Source organism: Pseudomonas sp. TWR1-1-4, from assembly GCF_049897165.1.
Taxonomy (GTDB): domain Bacteria; phylum Pseudomonadota; class Gammaproteobacteria; order Pseudomonadales; family Pseudomonadaceae; genus Aquipseudomonas; species Aquipseudomonas canadensis.
Genome location: NZ_JAFCVS010000002.1, coordinates 383,651 through 410,440 on the forward strand (window position 1 = coordinate 383,651; position 26,790 = coordinate 410,440).

At 63.2% G+C, this 26,790-nt stretch carries 23 protein-coding genes; 20 read left to right on the top strand and 3 right to left on the bottom strand.

Annotated elements, in window-relative coordinates; genetic code table 11:
- Positions 1–21 precede the first annotated feature (21 nt).
- The 6 genes from ACP7C6_RS06470 to ACP7C6_RS06495 are packed head-to-tail and all read left to right on the top strand — an operon-like array spanning position 22 to position 6,341.
- The gene (locus ACP7C6_RS06470) at positions 22–1,356 is read left to right on the top strand and encodes an LLM class flavin-dependent oxidoreductase (RefSeq protein WP_150675475.1); all 1,335 of its coding nucleotides are present in this window, start codon (positions 22–24) and stop codon (positions 1,354–1,356) included.
- A complete protein-coding gene (locus ACP7C6_RS06475) occupies positions 1,353–2,267 on the top strand; it encodes a 5'/3'-nucleotidase SurE (protein WP_214498252.1) in 915 nt (304 codons plus the stop codon). The genes ACP7C6_RS06470 and ACP7C6_RS06475 overlap by 4 nt, the downstream gene beginning before the upstream one ends.
- Positions 2,264–3,244 (top strand): LLM class flavin-dependent oxidoreductase, encoded by a 981-nt coding sequence (locus ACP7C6_RS06480; protein ID WP_426108440.1) that lies wholly within the window; start codon positions 2,264–2,266, stop codon positions 3,242–3,244. Before ACP7C6_RS06475 ends, ACP7C6_RS06480 begins: the two co-directional genes overlap by 4 nt.
- Entirely contained in the window at positions 3,241–4,218 is a 978-nt protein-coding gene (locus ACP7C6_RS06485; RefSeq protein WP_426108441.1) for an LLM class flavin-dependent oxidoreductase, read from the top strand. Before ACP7C6_RS06480 ends, ACP7C6_RS06485 begins: the two co-directional genes overlap by 4 nt.
- Positions 4,219–4,234: 16 nt before the next feature.
- Entirely contained in the window at positions 4,235–5,212 is a 978-nt protein-coding gene (locus ACP7C6_RS06490) for an LLM class flavin-dependent oxidoreductase (RefSeq protein WP_093545150.1), read from the top strand.
- Complete coding sequence (locus ACP7C6_RS06495) at positions 5,205–6,341, top strand: LLM class flavin-dependent oxidoreductase (protein ID WP_150054153.1); 1,137 nt, start codon at positions 5,205–5,207, stop codon at positions 6,339–6,341. The genes ACP7C6_RS06490 and ACP7C6_RS06495 overlap by 8 nt, the downstream gene beginning before the upstream one ends.
- Positions 6,342–6,348: 7 nt before the next feature.
- Here ACP7C6_RS06495 and ACP7C6_RS06500 read toward each other — a convergent pair whose 3' ends face one another.
- Positions 6,349–7,428: a sigma-54 interaction domain-containing protein gene (locus ACP7C6_RS06500; RefSeq protein ID WP_214498248.1), complete on the bottom strand. Its 1,080-nt coding sequence runs from the start codon at positions 7,426–7,428 to the stop codon at positions 6,349–6,351.
- Between the two features lie 303 nt (positions 7,429–7,731).
- Between ACP7C6_RS06500 and ACP7C6_RS06505 the strand changes: the two genes are divergently transcribed.
- The 3 genes from ACP7C6_RS06505 to ACP7C6_RS06515 all read left to right on the top strand — a co-directional run bounded on the left by ACP7C6_RS06505 (position 7,732) and on the right by ACP7C6_RS06515 (position 10,194).
- The gene (locus ACP7C6_RS06505) at positions 7,732–8,460 is read left to right on the top strand and encodes an SDR family NAD(P)-dependent oxidoreductase (protein ID WP_093545079.1); all 729 of its coding nucleotides are present in this window, start codon (positions 7,732–7,734) and stop codon (positions 8,458–8,460) included.
- Between the two features lie 15 nt (positions 8,461–8,475).
- Complete coding sequence (locus ACP7C6_RS06510) at positions 8,476–9,309, top strand: CmcJ/NvfI family oxidoreductase (protein ID WP_043205147.1); 834 nt, start codon at positions 8,476–8,478, stop codon at positions 9,307–9,309.
- A 102-nt stretch (positions 9,310–9,411) separates the two neighbouring features.
- Positions 9,412–10,194: an IclR family transcriptional regulator gene (locus tag ACP7C6_RS06515; RefSeq protein WP_012723440.1), complete on the top strand. Its 783-nt coding sequence runs from the start codon at positions 9,412–9,414 to the stop codon at positions 10,192–10,194.
- Here ACP7C6_RS06515 and ACP7C6_RS06520 read toward each other — a convergent pair.
- Both ACP7C6_RS06520 and ACP7C6_RS06525 read right to left on the bottom strand, forming a co-directional pair.
- The gene (locus ACP7C6_RS06520) at positions 10,191–11,669 is read right to left on the bottom strand and encodes a class I adenylate-forming enzyme family protein (protein WP_150675469.1); all 1,479 of its coding nucleotides are present in this window, start codon (positions 11,667–11,669) and stop codon (positions 10,191–10,193) included. The two genes, ACP7C6_RS06515 and ACP7C6_RS06520, sit on opposite strands and share 4 nt — an antisense overlap.
- A 2-nt stretch (positions 11,670–11,671) precedes the next feature.
- Positions 11,672–12,694 (bottom strand): alcohol dehydrogenase catalytic domain-containing protein, encoded by a 1,023-nt coding sequence (locus ACP7C6_RS06525; protein WP_101272077.1) that lies wholly within the window; start codon positions 12,692–12,694, stop codon positions 11,672–11,674.
- A gap of 148 nt (positions 12,695–12,842) precedes the next feature.
- On the opposite strand from ACP7C6_RS06525, the gene ACP7C6_RS06530 reads away from it, so the two are divergent.
- From ACP7C6_RS06530 to pnuC, 11 genes are all read left to right on the top strand, one after another.
- Entirely contained in the window at positions 12,843–13,544 is a 702-nt protein-coding gene (locus tag ACP7C6_RS06530; protein WP_305385338.1) for an enoyl-CoA hydratase/isomerase family protein, read from the top strand.
- Positions 13,545–13,649: 105 nt separating this feature from the next.
- Positions 13,650–16,175 (top strand): TonB-dependent receptor plug domain-containing protein, encoded by a 2,526-nt coding sequence (locus ACP7C6_RS06535; protein ID WP_426108442.1) that lies wholly within the window; start codon positions 13,650–13,652, stop codon positions 16,173–16,175.
- Positions 16,175–17,488: an MFS transporter gene (locus ACP7C6_RS06540; protein WP_426108443.1), complete on the top strand. Its 1,314-nt coding sequence runs from the start codon at positions 16,175–16,177 to the stop codon at positions 17,486–17,488. The genes ACP7C6_RS06535 and ACP7C6_RS06540 overlap by 1 nt, the downstream gene beginning before the upstream one ends.
- A 20-nt stretch (positions 17,489–17,508) precedes the next feature.
- Positions 17,509–18,693, top strand: coding sequence for an acyl-CoA dehydrogenase family protein (locus ACP7C6_RS06545; RefSeq protein WP_093545062.1), 1,185 nt, complete (start codon positions 17,509–17,511; stop codon positions 18,691–18,693).
- A gap of 9 nt (positions 18,694–18,702) precedes the next feature.
- Positions 18,703–20,025 carry an amidohydrolase gene (locus tag ACP7C6_RS06550; protein ID WP_426108444.1) on the top strand — a complete coding sequence of 441 codons (1,323 nt, stop codon included), beginning with the start codon at positions 18,703–18,705 and terminating at the stop codon, positions 20,023–20,025.
- Positions 20,026–20,153: 128 nt separating this feature from the next.
- Complete coding sequence (locus ACP7C6_RS06555; protein ID WP_150675462.1) at positions 20,154–21,074, top strand: ABC transporter substrate-binding protein; 921 nt, start codon at positions 20,154–20,156, stop codon at positions 21,072–21,074.
- Entirely contained in the window at positions 21,071–22,183 is a 1,113-nt protein-coding gene (locus ACP7C6_RS06560) for a phosphotransferase enzyme family protein (protein WP_150675461.1), read from the top strand. The genes ACP7C6_RS06555 and ACP7C6_RS06560 overlap by 4 nt, the downstream gene beginning before the upstream one ends.
- Positions 22,180–23,052, top strand: coding sequence for a sulfurtransferase (locus ACP7C6_RS06565; RefSeq protein ID WP_305385330.1), 873 nt, complete (start codon positions 22,180–22,182; stop codon positions 23,050–23,052). The genes ACP7C6_RS06560 and ACP7C6_RS06565 overlap by 4 nt, the downstream gene beginning before the upstream one ends.
- Positions 23,053–23,177: 125 nt before the next feature.
- Positions 23,178–25,325, top strand: a complete 2,148-nt coding sequence (locus ACP7C6_RS06570) for a TonB-dependent siderophore receptor (RefSeq protein WP_426108445.1) — start codon at positions 23,178–23,180, stop codon at positions 25,323–25,325.
- 12 nt (positions 25,326–25,337) lie between these two features.
- Positions 25,338–26,174, top strand: coding sequence for a 5'-nucleotidase, lipoprotein e(P4) family (locus ACP7C6_RS06575; RefSeq protein ID WP_214498239.1), 837 nt, complete (start codon positions 25,338–25,340; stop codon positions 26,172–26,174).
- A gap of 15 nt (positions 26,175–26,189) precedes the next feature.
- On the top strand, positions 26,190–26,783 hold the full coding sequence (gene pnuC / locus ACP7C6_RS06580) for a nicotinamide riboside transporter PnuC (RefSeq protein ID WP_305385327.1): 594 nt from the start codon (positions 26,190–26,192) through the stop codon (positions 26,781–26,783).
- The last annotated feature ends 7 nt before the right edge of the window (positions 26,784–26,790 follow it).

The following is a 26,790-nucleotide window of genomic DNA, read 5'->3' on the forward strand; positions in this document are numbered from 1 at the left end:
GACTCAAATGGGAGCCTGTCCATGACCCGCCGTACCGATCAACTCAAACTGGGGGCCTTCCTCGCCAACAGCGGCCATCACGTCGCCGCCTGGCGCCACCCACTGGCCCAGGCCGATGCGAGCCTGGATTTCGAGCACTTCAAGCACATCGCCCAAACCGCCGAACGCGGCAAGTTCGACGCCCTGTTCATCGCCGACGTGGTTGCGCTGTGGGGGCATCATCACGACGCGCTCAGCCGTACCGCCCGTGCCGAGCACTTCGAACCGCTGACCTTGATGTCGGCCTTGGCGGCCGTCACACACAAGATCGGCCTGATCGCCACCGCGACCACCACCTACAACGAGCCGTACCATATCGCGCGCAAGTTCGCCTCCCTGGACCACCTGTCCAAAGGCCGCGCCGCCTGGAACCTGGTGACCTCGGTCGTCTCCGATGAAGCCTGGAATTTCGGCCGCGAACACCATGTGGACCACGGCGACCGCTACCAGCGCGCCGAAGAGTTCCACGACGTGGTCAAGGGCCTGTGGGACAGCTGGGACGACGACGCCTTCACCCGCGACAAGGCCAGCGGCGAGTATTTCGACCCGACCAAACTGCACACCCTCAACCACCGCGGCGAGCATTTCTCCGTGCGCGGCCCACTGAATGTGGCGCGCCCGCCCCAGGGCCACCCGGTGCTGGTGCAGGCCGGTGCATCGGAGCCGGGCAAACAGCTCGCCGCCCGTGTGGCCGAGCTGATTTTTGCCCACGCCCATCATCGGCAAGACGCCCAGGCGTTCTACCAGGACATCAAGGCCCGTGCCGCCGCCCTGGGTCGTAACCCGGACCACGTCAAGATCCTGCCCGGCGTCACGCCATTTATCGCCGACACCCGCGAACAGGCCCAGGCGTTGTTCAAGGAATTCCAGGCCCTGATCGACCCAGTGCTGGGCCTGCGCCTGCTGGCCGATACCCTCGGCGATGACATCGACCTGTCCGGCCATGACCTTGACGGCCCGTTGCCGGATACACCGGTGGGCCAACGTGGCAGCCGTCGCGACAAGGTGCTGGAACTGGCGCGCACGGAAAACCTCAGCATCCGCCAACTGTACCTGCGCCTGGCGGGCGGCAACCCGGTGATAGGCACCGCCGAGGACGTGGCCGATCACTTCGAGACATGGTTCCAGGCACGCGCCTGCGATGGCTTCAATGTGTTCTTCCCCTACTTCCCTGGCGCCATCGACGTGTTCGTCGATCAGGTGATTCCGTTGCTGCAGGCGCGTGGGCTGTTTCGCCAGGAATACGAGGGCACCACCCTGCGCGAAAACCTCGGCCTGCCGCGCCCGGACAACCGCTTTACGGGAGAGAGGGCATGAAACGCAGCGCCTGGATGCTCGCCTTCGCCAGCTTGATCGCCCCCAAAGCCTTCGCCTTGAACATCTTGCTGAGCAATGACGACGGCTATCAGCATCCGAACATTCGCGCACTCTACACCGTGCTGAAAGCCCAGGGGCACACCGTGAAGATTGCCGCGCCGCAAAGTGACCAGAGTGCACGCGGCGGCGCGTTCTTTTTCGGACGCGAAGTCACGGTCGGCCACGACACCGACCCAGCCTACCCCGACAGCTACTACATCAGCACCTCCGATAAAGGCGTGTGCCAGAGTCCCGAATGCGCCGGCAAAGAGGTCCAGATCGAAATCAGCGGCACGCCGGTGATGGCCCTGCTGATGGGCCTGGACAAGGTGCTGCCCCACCCCGACCTGGTGATCGTCGGCCCCAACCCCGGCAATAATCTTGGGGCGATCAATATGGCTTCCGGCACCTTCAATGCGGCCAGCGTGGCGTTGCAATCGGGTATTCCGGCATTGGCGGTGAGCACCGACCTGAAGGAGCAAGACCCACAGCGCGCCGCCCAATTGGTGGCAAAACTGGTCGCCACCCTCGACCGGCATCGCCAACCCGACGGAGCCCTGCTACCGCTGGGACTGGGCTTGAATATGAACCTGCCCAAGGACACGCAGATCAAGGGCGTGAAACTCACCCGTGTGGGCAGTTACGTGGGCTTCGAAGCGCGCTACACCGATGACCTCAAGCAATTCAACCTGCCGGGCAAACCGGGCATCGGCTTCCAATACAGCCCCGCCGCGACTGCCGCGCAGCAAAACGATGAGGCGGTGTGGCTGAACAAGGGCTACCTGACCATCAGCCCGTTCAGTGGCCTGCCGGAATCCATCAACGCCGGACCCGCGTTGCAAATGCAATTGGCCCGTGAGATGAAGCCATGAGTGGCGGTTTTTCCCTGGGCTTTTTGAGCCGGGTCTATAGCCCGCAATTTGATCCGAGGGTATATCGCGACACCCTGGAACTGTTCAGAGTCGCTGAAGAACTGGGTTTCGACAGCGGCTGGGTGGCGCAGCACCACTTCGCCAGTGAACACGGGCGCCTGCCCGCGCCGCTGGTGTTATTGGCCGCCATTGCCCAGCGCACGCGACATATCAGCCTGGGCACCGGGATTGTCGTACTGCCCCAGGAAGTGCCGCTGCGCCTGGCCGAAGATGCGGCCGTGCTGGATGTGCTGAGCAATGGCCGGCTGGAACTGGGCCTTGGCGCGGGTTTCGATCCCGAGACATTCCTGGCGTTTGGCCGCGAACATGAGGCGCGCCATCGTGACTACGAACAGCACCTGCAACAACTGCGCAACGCCCTGGGCAATATGCCGCTGACCGACAGCGGCTCACGCCTGTTGCCACGCGCCAACGGCTTGAGACATCGCCTGTGGGAAGCCACTTCGCGGGTAGAACAGGTCGCCGAGCGTGGCCACGGCCTGATCATGGCACCCAATCCGCATTTGCCTGCCCAAGCCGGTGTTGAACTGGTGAACCGCTACCGCAACGCCTGGACCGGCGACAACGGCACGCCCGCCCGCGTCGCACGGGTGCAGGCGTTGCTCGCCGCACCGGACGATGCCACACGCCGCGATATCCAGGCCTATGTGCAACGCCAGCAAAAAATCGGCGTACTCAAGGGCATGCCGGACGCTGACTTCGACACCACCCTCAAGCGCCTCGGTGTGTTGCACGGCCCGGTGGAGCAGATAATCGAGCAATTGCAGCAAGGCCCGCCATTGACAGCCCACGACCAACTGATCCTTCAAGTCCAAACCACCAGCACGCCGTTGCGCGAGGCGATCCGTGCGCTGGAGATCATCCGCCAACACATCGCACCAGCACTGGGCTGGCAGCCCACAGGAGCCTCCTCATGACGTTCAAATTGGGGTTCCTCAGCCACGCTTTTGGTGATGACCCGCAGCAGGTCTACCGCGACCTGATCGAACAATTCGAAGTGGCTGAAGCCCTCGGCTTCGACGGTGGCTGGATTGCCCAGCACCACTTGAGCAATGGCTTTGGTCGTCTTCCTTCACCCTTGGTGCTGCTGGCGGCCGTTGCCGAACGCACGCGGCATATCGAACTGGGCACCGGGGTGATTGTGTTGCCATTCGAAGACCCGATCCGCCTGGCCGAAGACGCCTGTGTGCTGGATGCTCTGAGCAGCGGGCGGGTGCAATTGGGCCTGGGCAGTGGTGGCGCCAACCTCGATAACTTCAGCGCTTTTGATCGCGACCCAAGCCGGCGCCAGGCGGATTTTGCCGAGCGCCAGCAACGTTTACAGCGCCTTCTGGAAGGTAAACCGCTGACCGCCGAATTGACGTTGCAACCGCCTGCCATCGGTCTGGGCGAACGCCTTTGGCATTCCCACGGCAGCACTGACGGCGCGGTCTATACCGCCCGACAAGGCAATGGACTGCTGCTGGGCACCGCCACCCATGATCCGCTCACCGTGCAAAAGCCTTTGGCGGACGCCTACCTGCAAGCCTGGTCCCGCACTGACCGCGCACCGCGTATCGGCGTGGTGCGTGCGATTTTCCCCGCCATCGACCGCGCCAGCGCCCAGGCCGAACTGTCGGTGGATATCGAGCGGCATATCCCGCGCCTGCGACGTGAGGGCCTGATCGACGAAGCCTTGGATTTGCAGGAACACCTGCGCTTGATGAACGTGCACCACGGCCATCCCGATGAAGTGATCGAAAGCTTGCAACAGGACCCGTCGCTGCTGCCTTATGCTGACTACATGATTGCTGTGGTTCAGGCCGAAAGCTCGACCCAGGCACAAATACTCAAACGTTTGGAAATCCTGGCCCAGGATATCGCCCCGGCCTTGGGTTGGAAAAAACCATGAATAATGGAGCTTATGCATGCCCCTGGAATTCAGCTGGTTGATGCCCTTGTGTACCCCAGACTGGGCGGCGCGGCCGGGACAATGGGTTCAATTGGCCCAGGCTGTGGAATACGCCGGGCTCGATGGCCTTTGGATTCCCGGCGGCGTGTTATGTGCCGACAGCCTGGGCGTGGCGGCAGCCTTGTGTGCGCATACACGCAGCGTGCAGTTGTCGGTGAGTGTGCCGCCGGAAGTGATGCTTCCAGCCGCGCTGGCCACTACCCTGCAAAGCCTGCAGTCGATCAGCGGCCACCGTGTGCGGCTACATTTACCCAATAGCGAACACAGTGCCTTTGGGGAGTGGCTCAACCGCGACCAACGCAGCGAACGCATTGGCGAATATCTGGAACTGTTGCAACGACTGCTGGCTTCCAACACCGGCGGGTTCGACTATCAGGGCCGTTATTTCCAACTGGAGAACGCCGGCTTCACCCGCCGCGAAATACCCGCCCCATCGTTGCTACTGGACGACACCCAGAGCCATGCGCTGGTGGCGGCACATGCCCAGACCTGCCTGTTAGCGCCTGGCCATCCACAACGACTGGCCCAGGAGATACAGCACTGGCGACAGGTCCAACCTACGCTCGACTTTGCCTGCACATTTGGGTTGATCCTCGGCGACAGCGAAGACCTCGCCTGGGAGACCGCCGCCGCTTTATTATCGGCTCCCCAATTGCCCGAAGAACCCCTGGCCACCCTGCCCCGTGCACGCCACCCGCTGCGCCAGTGGGAAGTGCATCCCAACCTGCTGCAAAGGGAAGCCGGCCAACCGCTGATCCTGGTGGGCACCCCGCAACAAGTCGCTACACGCCTGCAAGAACTGCACGGAATTGGCTTGAATCACCTGATCCTGGAGGGCGGGCCGTCAGTCAGCGAAGTGCTGCGCTTTGGCGAACAGGTTTTACCGTTGCTTTTCCAACAGGGTTTGCGCAAGGAGCGCCTGCACCATGACTGATGATTTACGCCCACCGATCCAACTGGACTGGTTTTTACCCACCAATGGCGATGGCCGTCACCTCACCAGCAGCGGCTTGCCAAAGGTCGGATTGTTCCAGCAAGGCGAGCGTGCACCGACGCTGAACTACCTGCGCCAGATCGTACGCGCCACCGAGCAGGCCGGCTTCGACGGCATCATGGTGCCCACCGCTGCCGGGTTTGAAGACCCATGGCTGATCACTGCGGTGCTGGCCCAGGAAGTGCGCCGCCTGAAATTCCTCCTGACGCTGCGACCGGGCACCGAGCTTCCAGCCTATACCGCCCACCGCGCGGCGACGTTGCAACTGCTCAGCGAGAATCGTCTGGCGTTGCATGTGGTGACCGGCTCCAGCCGTTTTGAACAGCGCTCCCTCGGGGATTTTCTCGAACACGATGAACGTTACGCACGCACCGCAGAATTTCTGCAGGTGTTCCAGTCCGTGTGGGCAGCCCAACCGCCCGCGCATCAGGGACGTTACTACCGCAGTGGCATTCAAACGCCGATTGCGCCAGGCGCACACGTACCGCCAATTTACTTTGGCGGCGCCTCCGAAGCCGCCGAGCGTGTCGGTGCGGCCCATGGGCAAACATATCTGATGTGGTGCGAACCGCCGGTCATGATCGCCGAACGCATCCAACGCATGCGTGACCTGGCTGCCGCCCAAGGCCGTACTCTGCGCTTCGGTCTACGTCTGCACGTGTTCGCCGCTGTCACTGACGACGCGGCGTGGGCCCACGTGGAACGGCTGCTGGAAGAAATCCCAACGGATACCATTGACCATGCACAACGGCAGATGGCGGCATATGAGTCGGTGGGGCAAAGCAGGCAGACGCAGTTGATGCAGGGCCGTGGGCGCGGCGCTCGGGAACTTGAGGTGTCAGCCAATCTTTGGGCCGGGGTAGGCTTGGTACGCGGCGGCGCAGGAACAGCGTTGGTCGGCAGTTATGCGCAGGTGGCAGAGCGAATCGAGGAGTACCACCAGTTGGGGGTGGACAGTTTTATTCTGTCGGGTTTTCCCCATTTGGAGGAAGCGATTCACCTGGGCGCGCAGTTGCTGCCTCAGCTACGCCGCATAGGTAACCCACCCAGCCAGGTCAAACAAGGTTGAACGCAGATCAGGGTTTTGCTCGACCTTTGAGCATGCCGTGATTGACCAGTAAGGTGCGCATGGCGTTGCGGGTAATACCCAGTAGTTGCGCGGTGCGTAACTGGTTGAAACCGCAGTAGGCAAAAGCCTCGCGCACCATCAACTCCTCAATATCGTGCAAGAGCGAATCACCTGGAACATCGAACAATCGCAAAAACTGTTCGCGAAGCACTTCCTGAGGAAGCTTTTGCACCCCGTTGGAACTTGCGCCTTGCAATGCACTAAGGCCTGCCGAGAACTTCAAGTGCTCGGGGCGGACCGGTCTGTCGCCGGCCACCAGTAAAGCCAAGTGAACAACGTTCTCGAGCTCTCGGATATTCCCCGGCCAGGGATAATCGAGCAGCGCCTGAGTAGCCGACTCCGAAAGCATAGGCTCATTGATTTTAAGGCGGGCGCTGTAGAGTTTCCTGAAGTGTTCCACCAACGGCAGAATGTCCAAGGGACGTGCCCTTAACGGCAGAACTTCCACTTGGGCGACGTTTATTCGATAGAACAGATCGAGCCGAAAATTGCCAGCTTCAATGGCCTGTTCCAAATTGACGTTGGTAGCCGTCACCAATCGGATGTTGATCTTGATCGGTTTGCGCGAGCCGACCCGAACCACCTCCTGTTCCTGTAGAACACGCAGCAATTTAACTTGCAAAGGCAGCGGCAGATCACCAATCTCATCGAGAAACAGCGTCCCTCCATCTGCCTCCTCGAACCAGCCAGCTCGTCGACCGACAGCTCCTGAGAAGGAACCGGCCTCGTGGCCAAAAAACTCGCTTTCAGCCAAGGTCTCACTGATCGCACCGCAGTTGACCGCAATAAAAGCGCCAGTGCGGCCACTGCTCGAATGGATGTAGCGCGCCACCAACTCCTTACCGGTGCCCGTCTCTCCATTGATCAACACTGGCGCGTCACTGGGCGCCACCCGCTGCAGATACTCCAGCAACTGCCGAGACCGGGGGTCGGCAAATACCAGCGCTTTCGCTCGGATTGAAAGAGGATCTTTATCGCCCTGAGGCAATGTCAAAATCGGGCTGGGGTGTCCGCGCGGGATGTTCATAGACAATTTCCAATGGCGGCCATGAAGGAGTCAACAGCACTTTACTGCTCGCGCCATATAACAAGAAATATTAAAAAAACATGAGGATATAACCTCGCAACAAGAATGCAATTCGACCGGCCATAAACCAATCGCTTACATGGGCGAACGATAAGAAAGGATCCAGGGGGCTTAATTGCAGGCCAACCCTCTGATCCCCTATGCCTGAAAAGACGAGCATAACCTTAGCTGTCGATGTTCTTATTCCTCACGCTCGGCCATGGGTAGATTGGTAGCCACTTACCCCATTGGAGGATGTGGCGCATGGCTGAATCAGTGGTGTGGATTGCCGGGGTCGGCGCGGTTGCCGGGCTGGGTGCAGCCTTAGCAAGGCGTTTTGCCCGCGAGGACTACCGCGTAGCGGTCAGCGGCAGGAGCCAGGACAAGTTGCAGACGGTGGTGGCTGATATAGAAGCGAACGGCGGCAAAGCCAATGCAATCGTGGCCGACTTGGGTATCGAAGCCGACGTGCTCGCCGCCATCGCCCAGGTCAATGAGCTCGGCACACTCAGGGCGGCGATCTTCAACGTGGGCAATTCGGTGTCCAAGCCGGCGCTCGAGTTGAGCGCCGAGTTGTTCGAGCAAACCTGGCGCGCCTCGACATTGGGGGGCTTTTTATTCGCCCGCGAAGCCACCCGCACCTTGCTCGCCAATGGTGGCGGCAGCCTGTTATTTACCGGCGCCACCGCCTCACTGCGCGGCAAGCCGCCGTACACCGCGTTTGCGGCAGGCAAGGCCGGGCTGCGCTCGGTAAGCCAGTCGTTTGCGCGGGAATTCGGCCCACAGAATGTGCATGTCGCCCATGTGGTCATCGACGGTTCCATCGATGGCGAGCGCGTGAAAAGCCGTGCGCCCGACTACCTGACCAAGCTGGGCGAGGACGGCGCATTGCGGCTCGAAGACATCGCCGACGCCTATTGGTATCTGCACACCCAACCGCGCAGCGCCTGGACCCAGGAGCTGGACTTGCGGCCATTCAAGGAACCGTTCTGACACCGGGAGATGGTTATGGGAACCCATCAGACACAACTCGCGCCCGCCTCCGTGCTCGGCGTGCTCAATTACCTGAAAGACACCGGCGAGCGCCCGGTGAACTACACCTACCCGCCACCCGATGGCGCGGCCCAGCGCAGCGGCGTACTTGACCCTACCCAGGTGACCATCCATAACGCGCGGTTGCTGGATACATCTGCGAGCCTGCAGCGTGAGGGCTTCGAGAAGGTCGAGCACGCCAGCGCAGTGGTCAACCTGGAGGATGACGAACAGGTGCGCCTGCATTACTACCCGGAAACCGAAGCCCTGCTCAAACAGCAGACTGGTGCGATAAAGGTGGTGATTTTCGACCATACGATTCGCGTCGATGACCCTGGCCGTGAGGCGCGTGGCCTGCGCGAGCCGGTGCGCTACGTGCACAACGACCAGACCGAACGCTCGGCGATTCGCCGTGTGCGCGACCACCTCGACCCAGACGAAGCCGAACAGCGCCTGCTCAAACGCTTTGCGATCATCAATGTGTGGCGGCCCATCGGCGCGACAGTGCTGAGCACGCCCCTTGCCTTGTGCGATGCGCGTAGCATGGTCGATAGCGATTTGTTGCCCAGCGACCTGGTGTATCGCGACAAGGTCGGCGAAACGTTTTCGGTCAAGGCTAACCCGGCTCACCGCTGGTTTTACTATCCGCAGTTGCGACCAGACGAGGCCTTACTGTTGAAGATCCACGATTCGCGGCGGGATGTAGCCAGGCTGAGTGCACACACCGCGTTTGATGACCCCACCACGCCAAAGGACGCGCCGCCACGGCGCAGCATCGAATTGCGCGCACTGGTGTTCTTCGACACGTAAATCAAGGCTTCACCCAGCAACGGATCGCGGCTAACCTTGGTCACCGGCCAAGCCTGCGATCCGCGCTTGCCGAACAAAATGATTTCGGAAGCCGCTGCCACCATGGATATTTCTTCAGCTCCTCCCCCGCCCACCAGCAGTAAGGAAAACGCCGGTGGGCGCGTTCAGGTTATCGACCGTTCGATCGTACTGTTGCGCACCCTGTCGGGCCTCAAGCATGGCGCCAGCGCGCTGGACCTGGCGCGACTGACCGGTATAGACCGCACCACCATTCATCGCCTGCTCAAGACCCTGACCCACTGGAGCCTGATCGAATCCCAGGGCGGCACCTATCGCATCGGCCCGGAATGCCTGATCTACTCGGCGGCGTACCTGAACCGCCTGAACCTGCGCAAGATCGCCCTGCCCTACGCCATCGAGTTGCAACGGGTGATCGGCGAGCGCCAGGCGATTGTGTCGTTGTCGGTGCCGGTGGGTGACCAAGTGGTGTTGATCGAGCGGATGTGGACACCGACCACGCCGCTCAACGTGATTGTCGACCTGGCCGACCAATTCCCCATCGACGGCAGCCCCAGCGGGCGTGCGGTACTCGCCACCTACAGCGAGACGGCCGCACAGGCAATCCTCGGCGAAGCGCGTTACGCCAAAGCCCTGCCGGCACTGGAGCAAATTCGTAGCCAGCAGGACTTCGCCTTCGGCCACGGCGAGTTCAAGCCGGGCCTGTCTTCGGTGGCGTTTCCGATTCGCGTGGAAGCCGGGCAAGCCATTGGCGCGGTCGTCGTTGCCGGGCTTGAGATGGAAGACGAAACCCACCCCGGCTCTTCCCTGGCCAGCCACGTGCGCCGCGCCTGTGAAGGTATCGCGGCGCAGTTGGGCAACCTTTAGGGCTTGAGGCCCAGTGCGGCGAGCAGGCGGTTTTTCTGCACCTTGCCGTAGTGGGAGCGCGGTAGTTCGTCGATGAAGTAAATGCGGCGCGGCACCTTGTAGCGCGACAAACCGGCGCGGCAGTGGTCCATCAACTGCTGTGCCGATAGCTCTTGCGAACCCTCCAATACCACGGCTGCGCATACTTGCTCGCCCCACTCCAGGTCCTCCAGGCCAAACACGTGGGCGTCCTGCACGCCGGGATGGCTCAGCAGGTTCTGTTCGACTTCACCGGGCTGCACGGATTTGCCGCCGCTGCGGATGATGTCCTTGCAACGCCCCAGCACTCGCAGCAGCCCATCGGCGCCAATGCGCCCTAGGTCACCGCTGCGCAGCCAGCCGTTGTCCAGGGTCTTAGCACTGAGCGCTTCAAGTTGCCAGTAGCCACTCATCAATTGCGGGCCGCCGAGCAGAATCTCGCCCACACCGTTTGCGTCCGGTTGATCGATACGGATCGCGGCGCTGAACAACGGTCGGCCCACCACACCTTCGCCACTGTCGCCGGCCGCGCGCACCGCCGACATTTGCGCGGGCGAGAGGTAGCAACTCCAGGGCGCTTCGGTCATGCCGTAGAGCACGCCGATGCGTTCACTGAACAAACTGCATGAGCCTTCCAGCACGTCGCCGGTCAACGCGGCAGCGCCGATATCGAGGCTCTTGAATACCGGAAGATCGGCCGCTGCAGGGCCGGTTTCGCGCAACAGACGCAGTAATTGCGTAGGCACAAGAGAGCTGAACGCCACCTGGTACTCAGTAAGCTGAGCGATGAATGCCTTGCCGTCGAAGCGACCACCCAACACCACTCGGCCGCCGATGAGCAAATGGGCCAGCACCGCCACCGCTGCAATCGGCCATAGCGGGCGGACGTTGAGCAGTACATCGCCGACCACGGCGCCGCGGCCCATGACGATGTTCTGCAACACCGCGCACAAGCTGGCATGCCGATGCATCACCGCCTTGGGCGTGCCGGTGGTGCCGCCGGTGTAGTTGAGCGAGGCCAGCGCCTGGGGTGATTGCGCTGGGCGTGGGAGGTTGTCGACGGGGTTGGATTCGGTGACGGTGTGCAGCGGCACGCAACGGATGCCCAAGCCTTGCGCCACACCGGCGTACTGCTCGGAAAACAGCAGCAAGGCAGCGCCCGCGTCCTGTAGCTGAGCAAGCAGTTCATCAAGCGCCAGGGCCGGATCCAGCGGCACGCGCACACGGCCGCTGGCCATGCAGCCGTAGTCGGCCAGCAAGTAGTCGAGGCTCGCGTCGGCGAGCAGCGCGACCCGCGCACTAGGCGCGATCTGCAAGTGGTCCAGGGCCTGGCCGACGCCGCTGAGGGCGCGATCCAGCTCGGCGAAGGTCAAGGTGCGCGCACTGGCCGGTTCGTGCAGTGCGATCTGGTCCGGCCATTTACAGGCGGCCTGGCTGAGCAGCGTACTGATATCCATGTTTACCACCCACTCAACACAATGCGCCCGCTGACCTGGCGCGATTCCAACAGCGCATGGGCCTCGGCCACCTGGTGAAACGGCAGCACGCGGTCGATCAGCGGCTTGACCTGCCCGCCCTTGATCAAAGCGAGTGCCAGGCGCACTTCTTCCAGCGTCGCGCTGCCCGAACCCTGCACCCGCAGGCGACGGCCAATCAACAAGCCGGGGTTGATCGGCACGCTGGCCGGTGCGACGTTACCCAACACCACCACGCGCCCGCCGAGGGCCATGCTGCGCAGGGTGTCTTCCAACGTGCTGCCGAGGTTTTCCATGGCCACGTCCACGCCGCGTTTGCCGGTGAGTTTCCACACCTCGGCGCTGTAGCTGCCGGCACTGACGATCACCTCGTCGGCCCCCAGGCGGTGGAGAAAGTCGCGCTTGTCGGCGCTGCCCGTCACGGCGATCACCCGTGCGCCAAAGGCTTTGGCCAATTGAATCTGATGGGCGCCCAGGCCACCGCTGGCGCCGTTGATCAACACGCTTTCGCCAGGTTTAAGCGCCGCCTCGCCGAGCAGGGCGCGCACGCTGGTGCCAATCGGGCAGGACGCCAAGGCGGCCTGCACGTAGTCCAACCCGTCGGGCAGTTCGATGGCGGAAATCGCCGGCACCCGCAGGTATTCGGCGTAGGCACCCTCGGTATCCACCGATGGCAGGCCCAAGGCGCGGCACAGGTCCTGGCGCCCGCGCAGGCAGTCGCGGCACTGGCCGCAAAAACGGCGCTGATAGACCACGACACGGGCACCCACCGCCAGTTGATGCACGTTGGCGCCGACCTCAACCACTTCACCCGCCACTTCATGGCCGAGCACCACGCCCGTGTGCGCCCCTGGCAAGTGCCCGGCGCGATGCAGCACGTCGTGATGGCAAACCCCTGCAGCCGCTACTTTGACCAGCACTTCAGCCGCACCCACCTGAGGCGTAGGCACCTCCTCGAGCTGCAATTGCTCCGGCCCGCCGAAGGCTTTTAGAACTATGGCTTTCATTTTTTATAACCGTTTCTGACCCGATAAGAATATGTTCATATAACAAACATCTTGTTTGCATTGTGCACATCCATTAAGTTTTCCTCACTTTGACGCGGACCTCAAGGGGCAATCGCGTCTTTCTTTCACACCGGATAAAAAGCCCCCCATGACAGTCGAGTATCAAAATATTGGCGAAGGAATCCTGGTGGTCACCCTCAACCGCCAGGAGCGCCTCAACGCACTGGACAGCCAGGCCAAGCACGTCCTGGCCGAGGTTTGGCAGCGCGCGCAGCAAGACACCGCCGTGCGCGCCATCGTGCTGCGCGGTGCCGGCGAGCGGGCGTTTTGCGCCGGCTCCGACCTCAAGGAGATCGACGCCACCGGCGAGACCGTCAGCAGCGAAGTCCTGGCCCGTGCCCTGCCCGGTGTCGGCAACGATTTGAGCAAGCCGGTGATTGCCGCGTTGCACGGCTACACCCTGGGCCTGGGCATCAGCCTGGCGATTCATTGCGATTTCCGTATTGCGCGGCACGACACGCGCTTTCACTTCCCCGAAGTGCAGCACGGCATGTTGTCCGGCTTCAGTGCGATCACCCTGCCCAGCCTGATAGGCGAAGCAGCGGCCCTGGACATCATGCTCAGCGCGCGCAAATTCGATGCCCAAGAGGCTTTGGCCATCGGCCTGGTCAACCAAGTGGTGGACGACGCCTACGCCAGCGCGCTGGAACTGGCCGCACGCCTGGCCAGCCATTCCTCTAAGGCCGTGGAATGGACCAAGACCTTGCTGCTGGCCGAACGCAAAGCCCGACTGACGCGGCAGATGGCACTGGTCGACCAGGCCCGCCAGGACGTGATGCTGGGGCGTTGACCTCAACCCATAACTAGAAACAGCCAACACATAAGCCTCCCCAGTACTGTCAGGAACTCCCACCACCAGGAATGGAAAGCGGCACCTAACCATCGGAGCCTCACCATGTCTCGCCCATACACTCGCTTTCGTCCCAGGTTCAGCCTGCTGACCGCCGGCATCCTCGGGCTGTGCGCCCAGCCGGCAGCCCACGCTGAAGAGAACCCGTCACGTCCGTCGGCGGCCAGTGACACCGCCCTGCAAACCGTGGTGGTCACCGGTGCCCGGGACAGCGGTCGCACTGTCGCCAAGAGCCTGGCGCCGATCGATGTGATCAGCGCCGACGACCTCGCCCGCTCCGGTAAACAGAACCTGCGCGACGCCCTGGCCGCCAGTGTGCCGTCCTACACCAATGCTGCAGGGTTTACCGGCGGCACCGGGTTGTCGGTCAAGTCCGCGACTTTGCGCGGCCTGGGCGGTAACCATGTGCTGGTGCTGGTCAACGGCAAGCGCCGCCACAATACGTCGCTGATCTTTGTGCAGACCGCCGCCACCTCAAGCGGCCAGTCGCCCGCCGACCTCGACCTGATCCCCATCGCCGCGGTGGACCACGTGGAAGTGCTGCGCGACGGCGCGGCGGCGCAATACGGTTCGGACGCGATTGCCGGGGTGATCAACATCATCCTCAAGACCAACCGCTCCGGCGGCAGTGGCAGCGCCCTCTATGGGCAGTACGCCAACCGTGTGGGCGGCAAGGGCAATTTCGGTGCGCGGGGACAGGGCCAGATCAACCAGGGCTTCGAGCTGCCCAATGACGGCTTTTTCAGCCTCAGCGCCGATATCGGCCTCCAGGAAAGCTCCAACGTGGCCGGTGCCGTACCGGACCGCACCAGCATCTATTTCCGCCAGAACGGCCAGCCCGACCCGCGCGAAACCAGCGAAAGCCGCTACCGCCAGCAACTGGGCCAGCCCCGTTCGCAAACCTATAACTTCGGCTACAACGCCGAGCTGCCGCTGAACGAGGATTACACGCTGTATTCGTTCTCCACCCTCAGCCACCGCAACTCCACCAGTTGGGGCACCTACCGCACCGCCAACTCGCCACAGAACATTGTCTCGGTGTACCCGGACGGTTTTTCGCCGCGTTTCGTGGTGGAAGAAGACGACTTCCAAAGCGTGTTCGGCGTGCGCAACGACGACCTGCTGGGCTGGGCTTGGGACCTGAGCACCAGCTACGGCTACAACAACGCCAACACCCGCAACGAACGCTCGCTGAACCCTTCCCTGGGACCAAACAGCCCTCAGGATATGGACGGCGGCAACCTGATCGCTAGCCAATGGACCAATAACCTCGACCTGACCCGTGCGTTCGATACCGGGCTGTTTGCCAAGCCGCTGAACGTGTCGACCGGCCTTGAGTTCCGCCGTGACGGTTTCGAAATCCAGGCCGGCGAATACGCCTCTTACGCCGATGGCGGCTACGTCTTCCCCGCTGGCAGCCCGCTCGCCGGCCAACGCCCCAACCCCGGCGCGCCTGGGCTGGTGGGCTTCACCCCGGCCGACGCGCACAACTACTCACGCACCAACACCGCAGGCTACGTCGACTTCAGCCAAAGCCTGACCGACCAATGGGACGTGAGCCTGGCCGGGCGTTTCGAGCACTACAGTGATTTCGGCGACACCGGCAGTGGCAAGTTCTCCACGCGTTACGCGTTCACCCCGCAATTCGCCGTGCGCGGCACCGTGAGCAACGGCTTCCGCGCGCCGTCCCTGCAACAGCAGTTCTATTCGTCGTCGCTGACCGCCTGGCGCACCAGCCCGCTCTCCGGGCAACTGGAGCAGGCCACCACGCGCTACGTCACCGTCAACGACGCCGCCGGCCAGGCCCTGGGCGCCAAGGAGCTCAAGCCTGAACGCTCGATGAACTACAGCCTCGGCTTTGTCGCCACACCGACCGAGAACCTGGACATTACGGTCGACCTGTACCAGATCGACATCAAGGATCGCATCCTGCAGACCAGTAACCTGCAAGGCACGGCGGTCTCCAACGTGCTGGCCGCCCAGGGCCTGAACCCGAACCAGATCGTCTCGTACTTCGGCAACCTGGCCGATACCCGCACCCGTGGCATCGACCTGGTGGCCGACTACCGCTATGACCTGGGCCGCTACGGCAAGACCAAATGGACCTTGCTCAGCAATCAGAGCCTGCAAACCATCGAGAAGATCAAGGAGCCCGCAGCACTGGCCGGCACCGGCGTCAGCGTGATGGGCCGTGACCGCCAGGGCAACCTGACCTCGGCCTACCCGAAAAACACCACGTCGCTGAATGCCGCCTGGCAACTGGGGGATTTTGAGGTGAATCTCAAGGAAACCCGCTATTCCAAGGTCACCGGGCGCAACCAGATTTCCGCCAGTCGCGATGAGGTGATCCGCCCTGCATTCATCACTGACTTGAGCCTGGGCTACTGGCTGAGCGACGCGGTGAAAGTCACCGTCGGCGGCGAAAACATCTTCGACCGCCGCCCCCAGCAACTGAATGACGAGGCCAAGCGCTTCTACTTCTTCCCCACCGACAACCCGACCTATAGCTGGTACTCGCCCTACGGCCTGGAAGGTGCTTATTACTTCGCTAAAGTCGACGTGAGCTGGTGATGACGAACTTCGAACGCCCGCAGGCGACCTTCGACCAACGCCTGTACCGCAAACTGGCGTGGCGGATCATGCCGTTCCTGTTCCTGTGCTTCGTGCTCAACTGGCTGGACCGGGTCAACATCAGCTTTGCGCATTTGCAGTTCAAGACCGACCTGAACATCAGCGACGCCACGTTCGGCATCATCGTCGGGGTGTTCTCCATCGGTTACCTGCTGTTCGAGATCCCGAGCAACCTGCTGCTGGAAACGATCGGCGCGAAAAAAACCATGATGCGCATCATGGTGCTGTGGGGGCTGGTGACCATCGCCACCGCGTTTGCCCAGACCCCGGCGCAGTTCTATGTGCTGCGGGTGTTGCTGGGCGCCGCCGAAGCCGGATTCTTCCCAGGGGTGATCCTGTACCTCACCTACTGGTTCCCGGCCAGCCACCGTGCGCGCATCACCTCGCGGTTCATCATGGCAATTGCGGTGTGCGGGATCATCGGCGGGCCGCTGTCGACGTCGATCATGGGGCACTTCGCCGGGGTCGGCGGCTTCACCGGCTGGCAATGGCTGTTCGTGATCACCGGCATTCCGCCGGTGCTCGCGGGGTTGTTCGCCTGGTACTGGCTGGACGACAAACCAGCCTCGGCCAAGTGGCTGAGCGACGCGGAGAAACACGCCATCGAGCAAGCCCTGGCGCGTGAACGGCTGCAGCGCAAACCCGGCGGGCATACGCGCTTCGTCGAGGCGCTGAAGGACCGCAAGGTGTGGTTCATCACCCTGGCCTACTGCCTGACCATCATGTGCACCGGCAACGTCACCAATATCTGGGCACCGTCGATCATTCGCGATTCCGGCGTGAGCAACCTTGGGCAACTGGGCTTGCTCTCGGCTTTGCCCTATGTGGTCGGCGTGTGCGTGATGCTGTGGGCGTGCCGCCATTCGGATGTGAATCAGGAGCGGCGCTGGCACTTCGCGCTGGGCGGCCTCACGGCGGCGCTGGCAATGCTGGTGCTGCCCAACTTTCTGTTCAGCCCGTACTCGGCAATCGCCGTACTGACCCTGATGACCAGCGGCTACCTGGTGGCCACGGCGATTTTCTGGACCATCCCCACGTACTACCTGTCGGATCACGCCAAGGCCGCCGGCCTAGCGCTGGTCAATTGCTGCGGGCAGATCAGCAGCCTGCTCACGCCGATCATGATCGGTGCGATCAAGACCTCCACCGGCAGCATCAGCCTGGCGCTTTATATCGTGGCGGCGCTGGTGGCGTGCGGCACCTTGATCCTGTTGCTCGGCGTACCGCGTAGTGCTCTGCGCGACGCTTCCTGACCTCTTTGATGGACCTTTCCATGACCGATTACCTTGCCCTCGCCCACCAACTCGCCGCGCAGATCCAACCCGGTGCCGCCGACCGCGACGCCGGCAGAATCCTGCCGTATGCGCAGCTCGACCTGATCCGCGAATCCGGCCTGGGCGCCGCCCGGGTCCCCACTGAGCTGGGCGGCGGCGACGTCAGCCAACTGCAGGTGGCACAGATTTTCATCACCCTGGCCAAGGCCGATCCGAGTGTGGCCCAGGCGCTGTTTCCGCATTTCGCCACGGTCGAGCACCTGCGCCTGATCGCCAACCCCGAACAGCAGCGTGAGTACCTCGGTGCCTTTGCCGAGCGCCAGTTGTCATCTGGCGCGATTGCCGAACGCAGCGGCACCTTTCGCGGTGAAATCCACACGCGCCTGGAGCGTCGCGGCGATCAACTGGTGCTCAATGGCAGCAAGTTCTACAGCACCGGTTGCCTGTTTGCCGACCTGCTGAAGATCCAGGCCGTGGACGAGGCCGGCAACGCGATCTACGTGATGCTGCCCGCCGACACTGCGGGCATTACGCTGCTGGATGATTGGGACGGCATGGGCCAGCGCGTCACCGCCAGCGGCAGTACCCTGCTGGAAAATGTGCCGGTGCGCCCCGAGCAAGTGATCCCGTTGGCGCAGTGGTATCAACGCCGCAACTATGTCGGCGCCAGTGCGCAATTGATCCACTGTGCCCTCGATGTCGGCATCGGCCTGGCGGCCTTGGATGACGCGGTAGCGTGGGCGCGCACGGGCTCGCGACCGGTGCGCGAAAGTGGCGTGGACCAGGCGCGCCACGACCCGTACATCCTGCACACCCTCGGTGATCTGGCCGCGCGCATCCATGGCGCCGAAGCGCTGGTGGAGAAAGCCGCCGGGGCGGTCGACCTGGCCGCGCGCACGCAGTTGCAGGGGTTGGCGCAGGGTGAGGAATTGGAAGCTATTTTGGTCAAGTCTTCGATTGCCGTGGCCGAAGCCAAAATCGCCTCAACCCGCGCCGCCCTCTTCGTGTGCGAACGCCTGTATGAAGTCGGCGGCGCAGCCACCACCCAGTCGCGCTACAACTTCGACCGTCACTGGCGTAACGCACGCACCCACACCACCCATGACGCCCTGGCGTACAAGTACAAGGCAATTGGCGATTATTTGCTGAACGCGAAAGCACCGCCGATTGCGTTTACTTATTGAGCCCTGGATATGTTGAAGCTACCGATTTCCCTGCTGCTTCTGTCCGGTTCCGTGTCGGCCGCCGAGCCTTGGGACGACCTGGACGCGCAGATCAGCCAGGCATTGCCCGGCGTGATAGAGCTGCGTCACGCGATTCACCAACAACCCGAGCTGGGCAATCGCGAGTTCCACACCGCCGAGCGCATCGCCCAACGCCTACGGGAACTGGGGCTAGAGGTGCAGACCGGCATCGCGCATACCGGTGTCATCGGCATTTTGCGTGGCGGCAAACCTGGCCCGGTGGTCGCGATTCGCGCCGAACTGGACGCGCTGCCGCTCACCGAGCAAACCGGCCTGCCGTTTGCGTCGACCGTGCGCAGCAAAGATGAAGGCGCAGACTTTCGCAGCAGAGGCAAGGACGTCGGCGTGATGCACGCCTGTGGTCATGATGCACATATGGCGATGGCGCTGGGGGTTGCCGAGGTTTTGGCGGCCCATCGCGAGCAATTGCCGGGCACGCTCAAGCTGATTTTCCAGCCGGCCGAGGAAGGGCCGCCGCTGGGCGAACAAGGTGGCGCGCAATTGATGATCAAGGAAGGCGCGCTGCAAAATCCGGCGCCAGCGGTCATTTTCGGCATCCACGTAACGGCGGGCACGGCGGGGACTTTCACGCTCAGCCGGCAACGCACCACGGCGGCGGCCGACACCTTTGTCGCGCGCATCATCGGCCGCCAGACCCATGCGGCCTTCCCCTGGACCGGCATCGACCCTGTGCCCGTCGCCGCCCAGGTGATCCTGGCCTGGCAGACCATTCCCAGTCGCCAATCCAACCTCAGCCTGTTGCCGGCGCCGGTGATTTCCGTAGGGCGTATCGAGGCCGGTGACCGCCACAACATCATCCCCGCCGAAGTGCGCCTGGAAGGTTCGATTCGCACCGTCAGCGATGAACAGCGTGAGGACGTGTTGCAGCGCATGACCCGCACCGCCGAGCACATCGCTGAAGCCTCGGGGGCCACCACCAAGGTGGACTACCTGCCGGGGAATTACCGCGCTGGCTACAACAACACTGCATTGGTTGACCAGTTGATGCCGGTGCTGCAACAGGTGTCGACCACGCCGGTGCGGATCGACAACGGTACCTACGGTGCCGATGACTTCGCTGAATACGCCCGCCAGGTTCCGGGAGTTTTCATGCGTATGGGCGTGACACCCCCCGCGCTGGAGGGCAAAACCGTGTGGCCTACCCATTCGCCGGGCTTCCAGGTGGATGACCCGAGCCTGGCAGTGGGGATCCGGGCACTGAGTCGGATGACGTTGAGCTACATGATGGACGCTCCTCGGTTGACGCCCTAAGGTCCAGAACGTCGAATTCAGACCGCGCGCGGCGGTTATATCCATAGCAACAAAGGATATTGGTATATACCAGATTACTCGCTTATAAATCGCTCCCATCAAAGGACGTTGGGCTGGAGTAACACGCGATGGTGTCGGTAAAGGTAATGCTGGAGTACTTTCACCCATGGCCGAATTCGGCGGGTTTGTACCTGGCACGGGAGCGCGGCTGGTATGCGGAGTTGGGCCTGGATGTAGAACTGGTGGTGCACGACCCCTACCGTGGCGACACCCTGGAGCACCTGCTGACTGGCGCCGCCGACTTCGGCGTATTCCCCAGCAACCGCCTGCTGGTACGCCGTGGCCTGGGTCAGGCGTTGCAAGGCATCGCGGCGATCAACCATGCCGGGCTGGAGTCCATCCAGACCCTCACCGATTCCGGCATCCGTCGCCCCCGCGACCTGGTGGGCAAGCGCCTCGCGCTTAACCCCACGCCGCGCGGCCTGGCCATGGTGCGTCACTTGGTCAGCCGCGACGGCGGCGACCCCGATGGCGTGATCCTGGTGGACAGCGGTGTGCGCGAGTTGCGCCCCGAACAATTGGCAGAAGGCGTCGCCGACGCCAGTTTCGGTGGTTACTGGGCCTGGGAAGCACTGATGCACAGCCCCATCGAGGCGGCGCGCCGCGTGGTGTTGCCGGTGGACGAGATCGGCGCGCCGGTCTATCACAGCTACCTGCTCGGCGCCCACGAACGCACGTTGGCGGACAAGCCCGAAGTGGTGCGCGACTTTCTCGCCGCCACCGCCCGCGGTTACCTGGCCGTAGCCCAGGAACCGTCGATTGCCCTCAGCGCGTATGAACACACCACGCCGTATTTCCCGGCAGAACTGCTAAGTGCCTCGCTGCATAAAATCGCCCCCACCTGGCTGCACCAAGGCCGCTGGGGCGAGCAACGCCAGGCGCTGATCGCGCCTTACGCCGAGTGGTTGCACCACCACGCGGTGCTCGACAACCCGCAGGTATGGCAAGGCGCGACCAGCAACGCCTACCTGCCCGAGGCGCGCCCATGAACCCGCAACGTACCGCCCATGGCCTGGGGCTGGAGCCTGTCACTGCGGATTGGCCGGCCCTGCACGAAACCGACATCGAACACCTGCTGCGTGACTACCCGCAACTCGGCCCGCTGCACAGCCTGCACTGGCACAGCCCGCGGCCATTTTCCGCTGCCGGCTTGATCACCACCGCCGATGCGACGCTGTTCGTCAAACGCCATCACCAGCAGGTGCGCCAGGCCGCGTGGCTGGAAGAAGAACACCAGCTGATCGCCCACCTGTATCGCCAGGGCGCGCCGGTGGCAGCGGTGGTGCCGAACCGCCACGGGGCGACGGCCACCGTGCTAGGCGAGTGGACCTATGAAGTGCACCACCTGGCCGAGGGTCTGGATCTGTACCGCGACGCGCTGTCGTGGTCGCCGTTCCAGCACCATCAACATGCCCTCGCCGCCGGCCAGGCCCTGGCCCGTTTGCATCAAGCCGCCGAACACTACGCAGCGCCGCCACGCCGCACCGCCGTGCTGCTGGCCAATGCGCGGCTGATCGAGCACGAGGCACCGCTGCACGCCATCGCCAACCGCCACAACGCCTACCTCGCCGACAAGGATTGGCACGCCCAGCTCAGCGAGCTGCTGCTGCCATGGCACCAAGCGCTACAGCCCTTATTACGCAACCAGCCACCGCTCTGGACCCACAACGACTGGCACGCCTCCAACCTGTTGTGGAATGCAGACGGCAGCGTCTCCAGCGTGCTGGATTTCGGCCTGGCCGACCGCACGTTCGCGCTCTTCGACCTGGCCACCGCCATCGAACGCAACGCCGTGCCCTGGCTGGACCTGGACAGCGGCGGCACGGCCAGCGCCGACCTCGACAGCGTTGATGCCCTGCTCAATGGTTATCACCAGGTGCGCCCGTTGAGTGCACACGACCTACACACACTCAGCGCCTTGCTGCCGCTGGTGCATGTGGATTTCGCCCTGTCCGAGGTGGCGTATTACCAAGACGTGGTCGGTTCCAGCGCCAGCGCCGACGTGGCCTACTACGCCTACCTGCTCGGTCATCTGCGCTGGTTTGCGGGTGCCGAGGGGCAACGCCTGCTTGAGCATATCCGGCGCCAAAGCGTATGAGCCTGCTGGTCGATGCCCAATGGTTACAGGCACATCTGGCCGACCCGGCGCTGGTGGTGCTGGACGCCACGGTGCTGCTGCCGTCGCCGCAATTCGACGGTGACTATCGGGTTGCCAGCGGTTATGACGGCTGGTTGCAAGCGCATATTCCCGGCTCGCGGCACGCTGATTTGTTGACGGCACTGGCAGATACCCAGGCCAGTTTCAGCTTTGCCTTGCCAGCGCCCGACGCGCTGGTGCAAGGCTTGGCAGCGCTCGGCGCGGGGGTGGATAAAACCTTGGTAATCTACGATCGCGCCGACGGTTTCTGGGCCGCCCGTCTGTGGTGGATGCTGCGCGGCGTGGGCATCGAAGCGTCGGTACTCGATGGCGGATTCAACGCCTGGCGCCAAGCGGGTTTGCCCGAACACGGTGGACCTGAGGCATCGATTGCTGCGGTGCAACCTTGGCCGATCAACCGGCGCCCGCAGGCGTGGATCGACCGCGTCGGCGTCGAAGCCATCGTCGCCGGGCAAGCGCCCGGGGTCTTGATCTGCGCCCTGGGCGCGGCACTCTTCGACGGCAGCGCCGCCACCCGTTACGCCCGGCGCGGGCATATCCCCGGCAGCCGTAACCTGCCGGCGCGCAACCTGTTCGACGCCCATGGCCGCTACCTGCCCAAGGATGCCCTGGCCCTGGCTATCGGCCCCACGCTGCTGCACAGCGAAGGCCCCCTGGTGTTGTATTGCGGCGGCGGTATCTCGGCCGCCGCCAACGCCCTGGCCCTGACCCTGCTGGGGCGCCAGGACATCACACTCTACGACGGCTCCCTGCAGGAATGGGCCGCCGACGCACGCTTACCAATGACTACCGGAGCAGCTCCGGCCTGACGCCCTCTGCGGCGAACTCGGCTTTTTCATTTCGTACTGGCAACCCCTCGTTGCGCAGCGCTGGGCACCCTGTTGTCCGATAAAAGCGTACGGCAGCGGCGGCAGGCCTTTGGAGCGCTCTTTTCATGGCTACACCTTACCGTCACACCCTGCTCGCCTTGAGCATCACCCTCGCCGCTGCGGCGGCTCACGCCCAGGACACGACCCTGGACACCGTCACCGTGGTCGGCCAGGAGGCCACCGACTACCAGGCCAAAAAAGCCGCCGTGGCCGGCTTCGACAACGCGCCGTTGCTGGACACCCCGGCGTCCGTCTCGGTGATCACCGAAGGCCGCTTGAAAGACCAGCAGGCGCGCCTGCTCAGCGAGGTCTTGAAGAATGACGCCTCGGTCGGCGACAGCTATGCCCCCGTCGGCTACTACGAGAATTTCGTGATACGCGGCTTTGCCCTGAACCCGGCCAGCAGCTACAAGATCAACGGTCGCACCATCACCGGCGAGCAAAACGTGGCGCTGGAGAACAAGCAGCAGGTAGAAGTGCTCAAGGGCCTGGCCGGTTTGCAGAGCGGCGTCTCGGAGCCCGGCGGCCTGGTCAACTACGTGAGCAAACGCCCGGAGAATGTGCGCTCGGTCACCGTGTCTACCAACGAACAGGGCGAGCGCTACCTGGCCACCGATATCGGCGGCTGGCTTGGCACCGAACAGCAGGTGGGCGTGCGCATCAACCTGGCCCATGAAGATATTCGCTCCTACGTCGACCACGCCGACGGCAAGCGCGATTTCGCCTCCCTGGCGCTGGACTGGAACATCAGCCCCAACGCCTTGCTGCAACTCAACGCCGAGTACCAGAACCGCGAGCAGCGCTCGGTGCCGGGCTATCAATTGCTCGGGGGGACCGAGGTGCCGCATCATGTCTCGCCCAAGGATCTGCTGGCGTACCAGAGCTGGTCGAACCCGGTGGGTATCCAGTCGCTGAACCTCGACGGGCTGTTCGAGTACCGCTTCAACGACGCGTGGAAAGCCAGCTTCAGCGCATCCCGCAGCCGCGTGGTGATCGACGACTACAACACCTTCGCCTGGGGCTGCTACGGCGCCGCCAGTTGCGCAGGCACCGCGGTGCCCAACCACTTCAGCGCCGAGGGCGACTACGACATCTCCGACTACCGCAGCCCCGATGACACGCGTAGCAATGAGGAAGCCCAGGCCGCGCTCAACGGCCAGTTCGACACCGGCTTTCTCAAGCATGACCTGACCGTTGGCACCAGCGCATTCCGCCGCATGGTGGACCGGCGCCAATCGGTCAACGAGTACATCGGCGAAGGCAATATCTATCAGCCGTCACCCGTGCTGGAACCCTACGACGGCCCGCTGGGCCACACCTACCGGCGCCTCGACAGCCGCCAGTACGGCCTGTTCGCCAGCGACCGCATCAGCTTCAACGAGCAATGGCAAACCATCCTCGGCGGGCGCCAGGTGCGTCTCGACGAAGAGACCTACAACCAGGCCGGCGCCACCACCCGCCATACCCAGCGCAGCGTGTTCCTGCCCCAGGTGGCGTTGATCTACAAGCCGCGCCCGGACACGTCGTTGTACGCCAGCTACAGCAAGGGCCTGTCCCTGGGTGGCGAGGCGGCGTGGTTCAGCAACAACTCCGATGAGGTGTTGCCACCCACCACCTCGCGCCAGCTGGAAGTCGGGATCAAGCGTGACTTCCAGCGCCTGAGCCTGACGGCCGCACTGTTCCAGATCACCCAGGATCTGCAATACAACCGCCCCAACGACGACGGCACGATCACCTTTGTGCAGCAAGGCAAGCAGAAGAACGTCGGCATCGAACTGTCCGCCAACGGCCGTGTGACCTCCGACCTGCAAGTGTCGGCCAGCGTCGCGGCGATCCGCGCCCAGGTCAGCGGTAGCGGCACCGATGACTATGACGGCCATCAGGCGATCAACGTGCCCAAGCTACGCACCAGCCTGCACGGCGACTACAGCATCCCCGGCGTACCCGGCCTGGCCCTGCTCGGCGGGGTGCAATACAGCGCGAATAAATACGCCAACCGCGAGGCCACGGTGAAGGTCGACGACTACGCGGTGTTCGATGTGGGCGGCCGCTACACCACCAAGGTCGGCGATTACGCTACTGTTCTGCGCCTGACCGTCGACAACCTGTTCGACAAACGCTACTGGCGGGATGTGGGTGAATCCGCAGGCGATGGCTACTTGTTCCTGGGCGCGCCACGCACTGCGCGGCTGTCTGCCACCGTCAATTTTTGACGCTGAGTGTTCATGCGTAATCTGATGTTTGCCAGTGTGTGCCTGCTCTCCACCGCCATCGTCGGCTGCCAGCAGCAACCGCCCGCCAACGACCAACTGGACGCGGTGCTGTGGACCCAGACCTCCATCGAGCACGAGCTGATTTACCGCCAAATCTTCGCCAGCGCCACCCGTCAGCTGGACGTCGCCCTGGCCGACCCGACCTGGGACGCCCTGCCCTTGCCACCCCGCAACCTCAGCGGGCTGCCGCCGGCGGTGGTGGTCGATATCGACGAAACCGTGCTCGACAACGTGCCGCTCAACGCCCGGGACATTCTCAGCAACCAGGTCTACTCCTACGACCGCTGGAACACCTGGGTCGACCAGGCCAAGGCCCAGGCCCTGCCCGGAGCCGTCGAGTTCCTGCAGGCGGCCGATAAAAAAGGCGTCAGCGTCTACTACATCACCAACCGCGAACACAGCCACGTCCAGGCCACGGTCAACAACCTGCGCCTGCGCGGCTTTCCGGTGGCGAGCAACGAACAGGTGCTGGCTGCCAGTACGCCCACCGGCCATTGCGAACAGGCCGGCTACGGCAAGAACTGCCGGCGTCAATGGGTGGCCAGCCATGCCCGTGTGCTGATGCTGGCGGGCGATTCCTTCGGTGACTTCGTGCAAGCTGAACACAACACCCTGGCTGATCAACGCAAGGCCGCCGCGCCGTACCTGGCCTGGCTTGGCCAACGCTGGTTCCTGTTGCCCAACCCCACCTACGGCAACTGGTACAGCGCGCCCTATGGCGACCAGGAAAAACTGCCCTTCGAACGCAAGCGCCAGCTCAAGCAACAGGCGCTGCATCTGGAAAACTAGTTCCGAGAGAACCCTATGTCGCCACTCGAAATCGTCGCCGTGTTCTTCAACATCGCCGGGGTCTGGCTCACCGCACAGCGGGTGCGCTGGTGCTGGCCGGTCAGCGTGGTCGCGGTGTTGTTGTATGCCTGGATCTTCTTCGACGTGAAGCTGTATTCGGACATGCTGCTGCAACTGGTGTTTGCCGTACTGCAAGGTTATGGCTGGTGGCGCTGGAGCACTGGGCGCATTGACGCGGGCAAGGTGCGTGTAGAGCGCCTGCCGCCTCAGGAGGCGTGGCGGCATCTGTTGGCGGGGCTAGTCGGCGCCGTGGCCCTGGGCTCCGTGATGCACCACTTCACCGACGCCGCCCTGCCCTGGCTCGACTCGCTGCTCACCGCCTTCAGCCTGGTGGCCAGCCTGTGGGCGGCGCGCAAATACGTGGTCAGTTGGTGGCTGTGGATAGTGGTGGATGCGGCCTATGTGGGCCTGTTCCTGTACAAAGACCTGCAGCTGACCGCCGCGCTGTACGCCGGATTCGTGGTGCTGGCGGCCTATGGTTTGCGCGCCTGGCACCGGGATTTGCAACAACAGGAACATATAACCAAAGCGTCGGTTTACAGCGTTTAATATCATT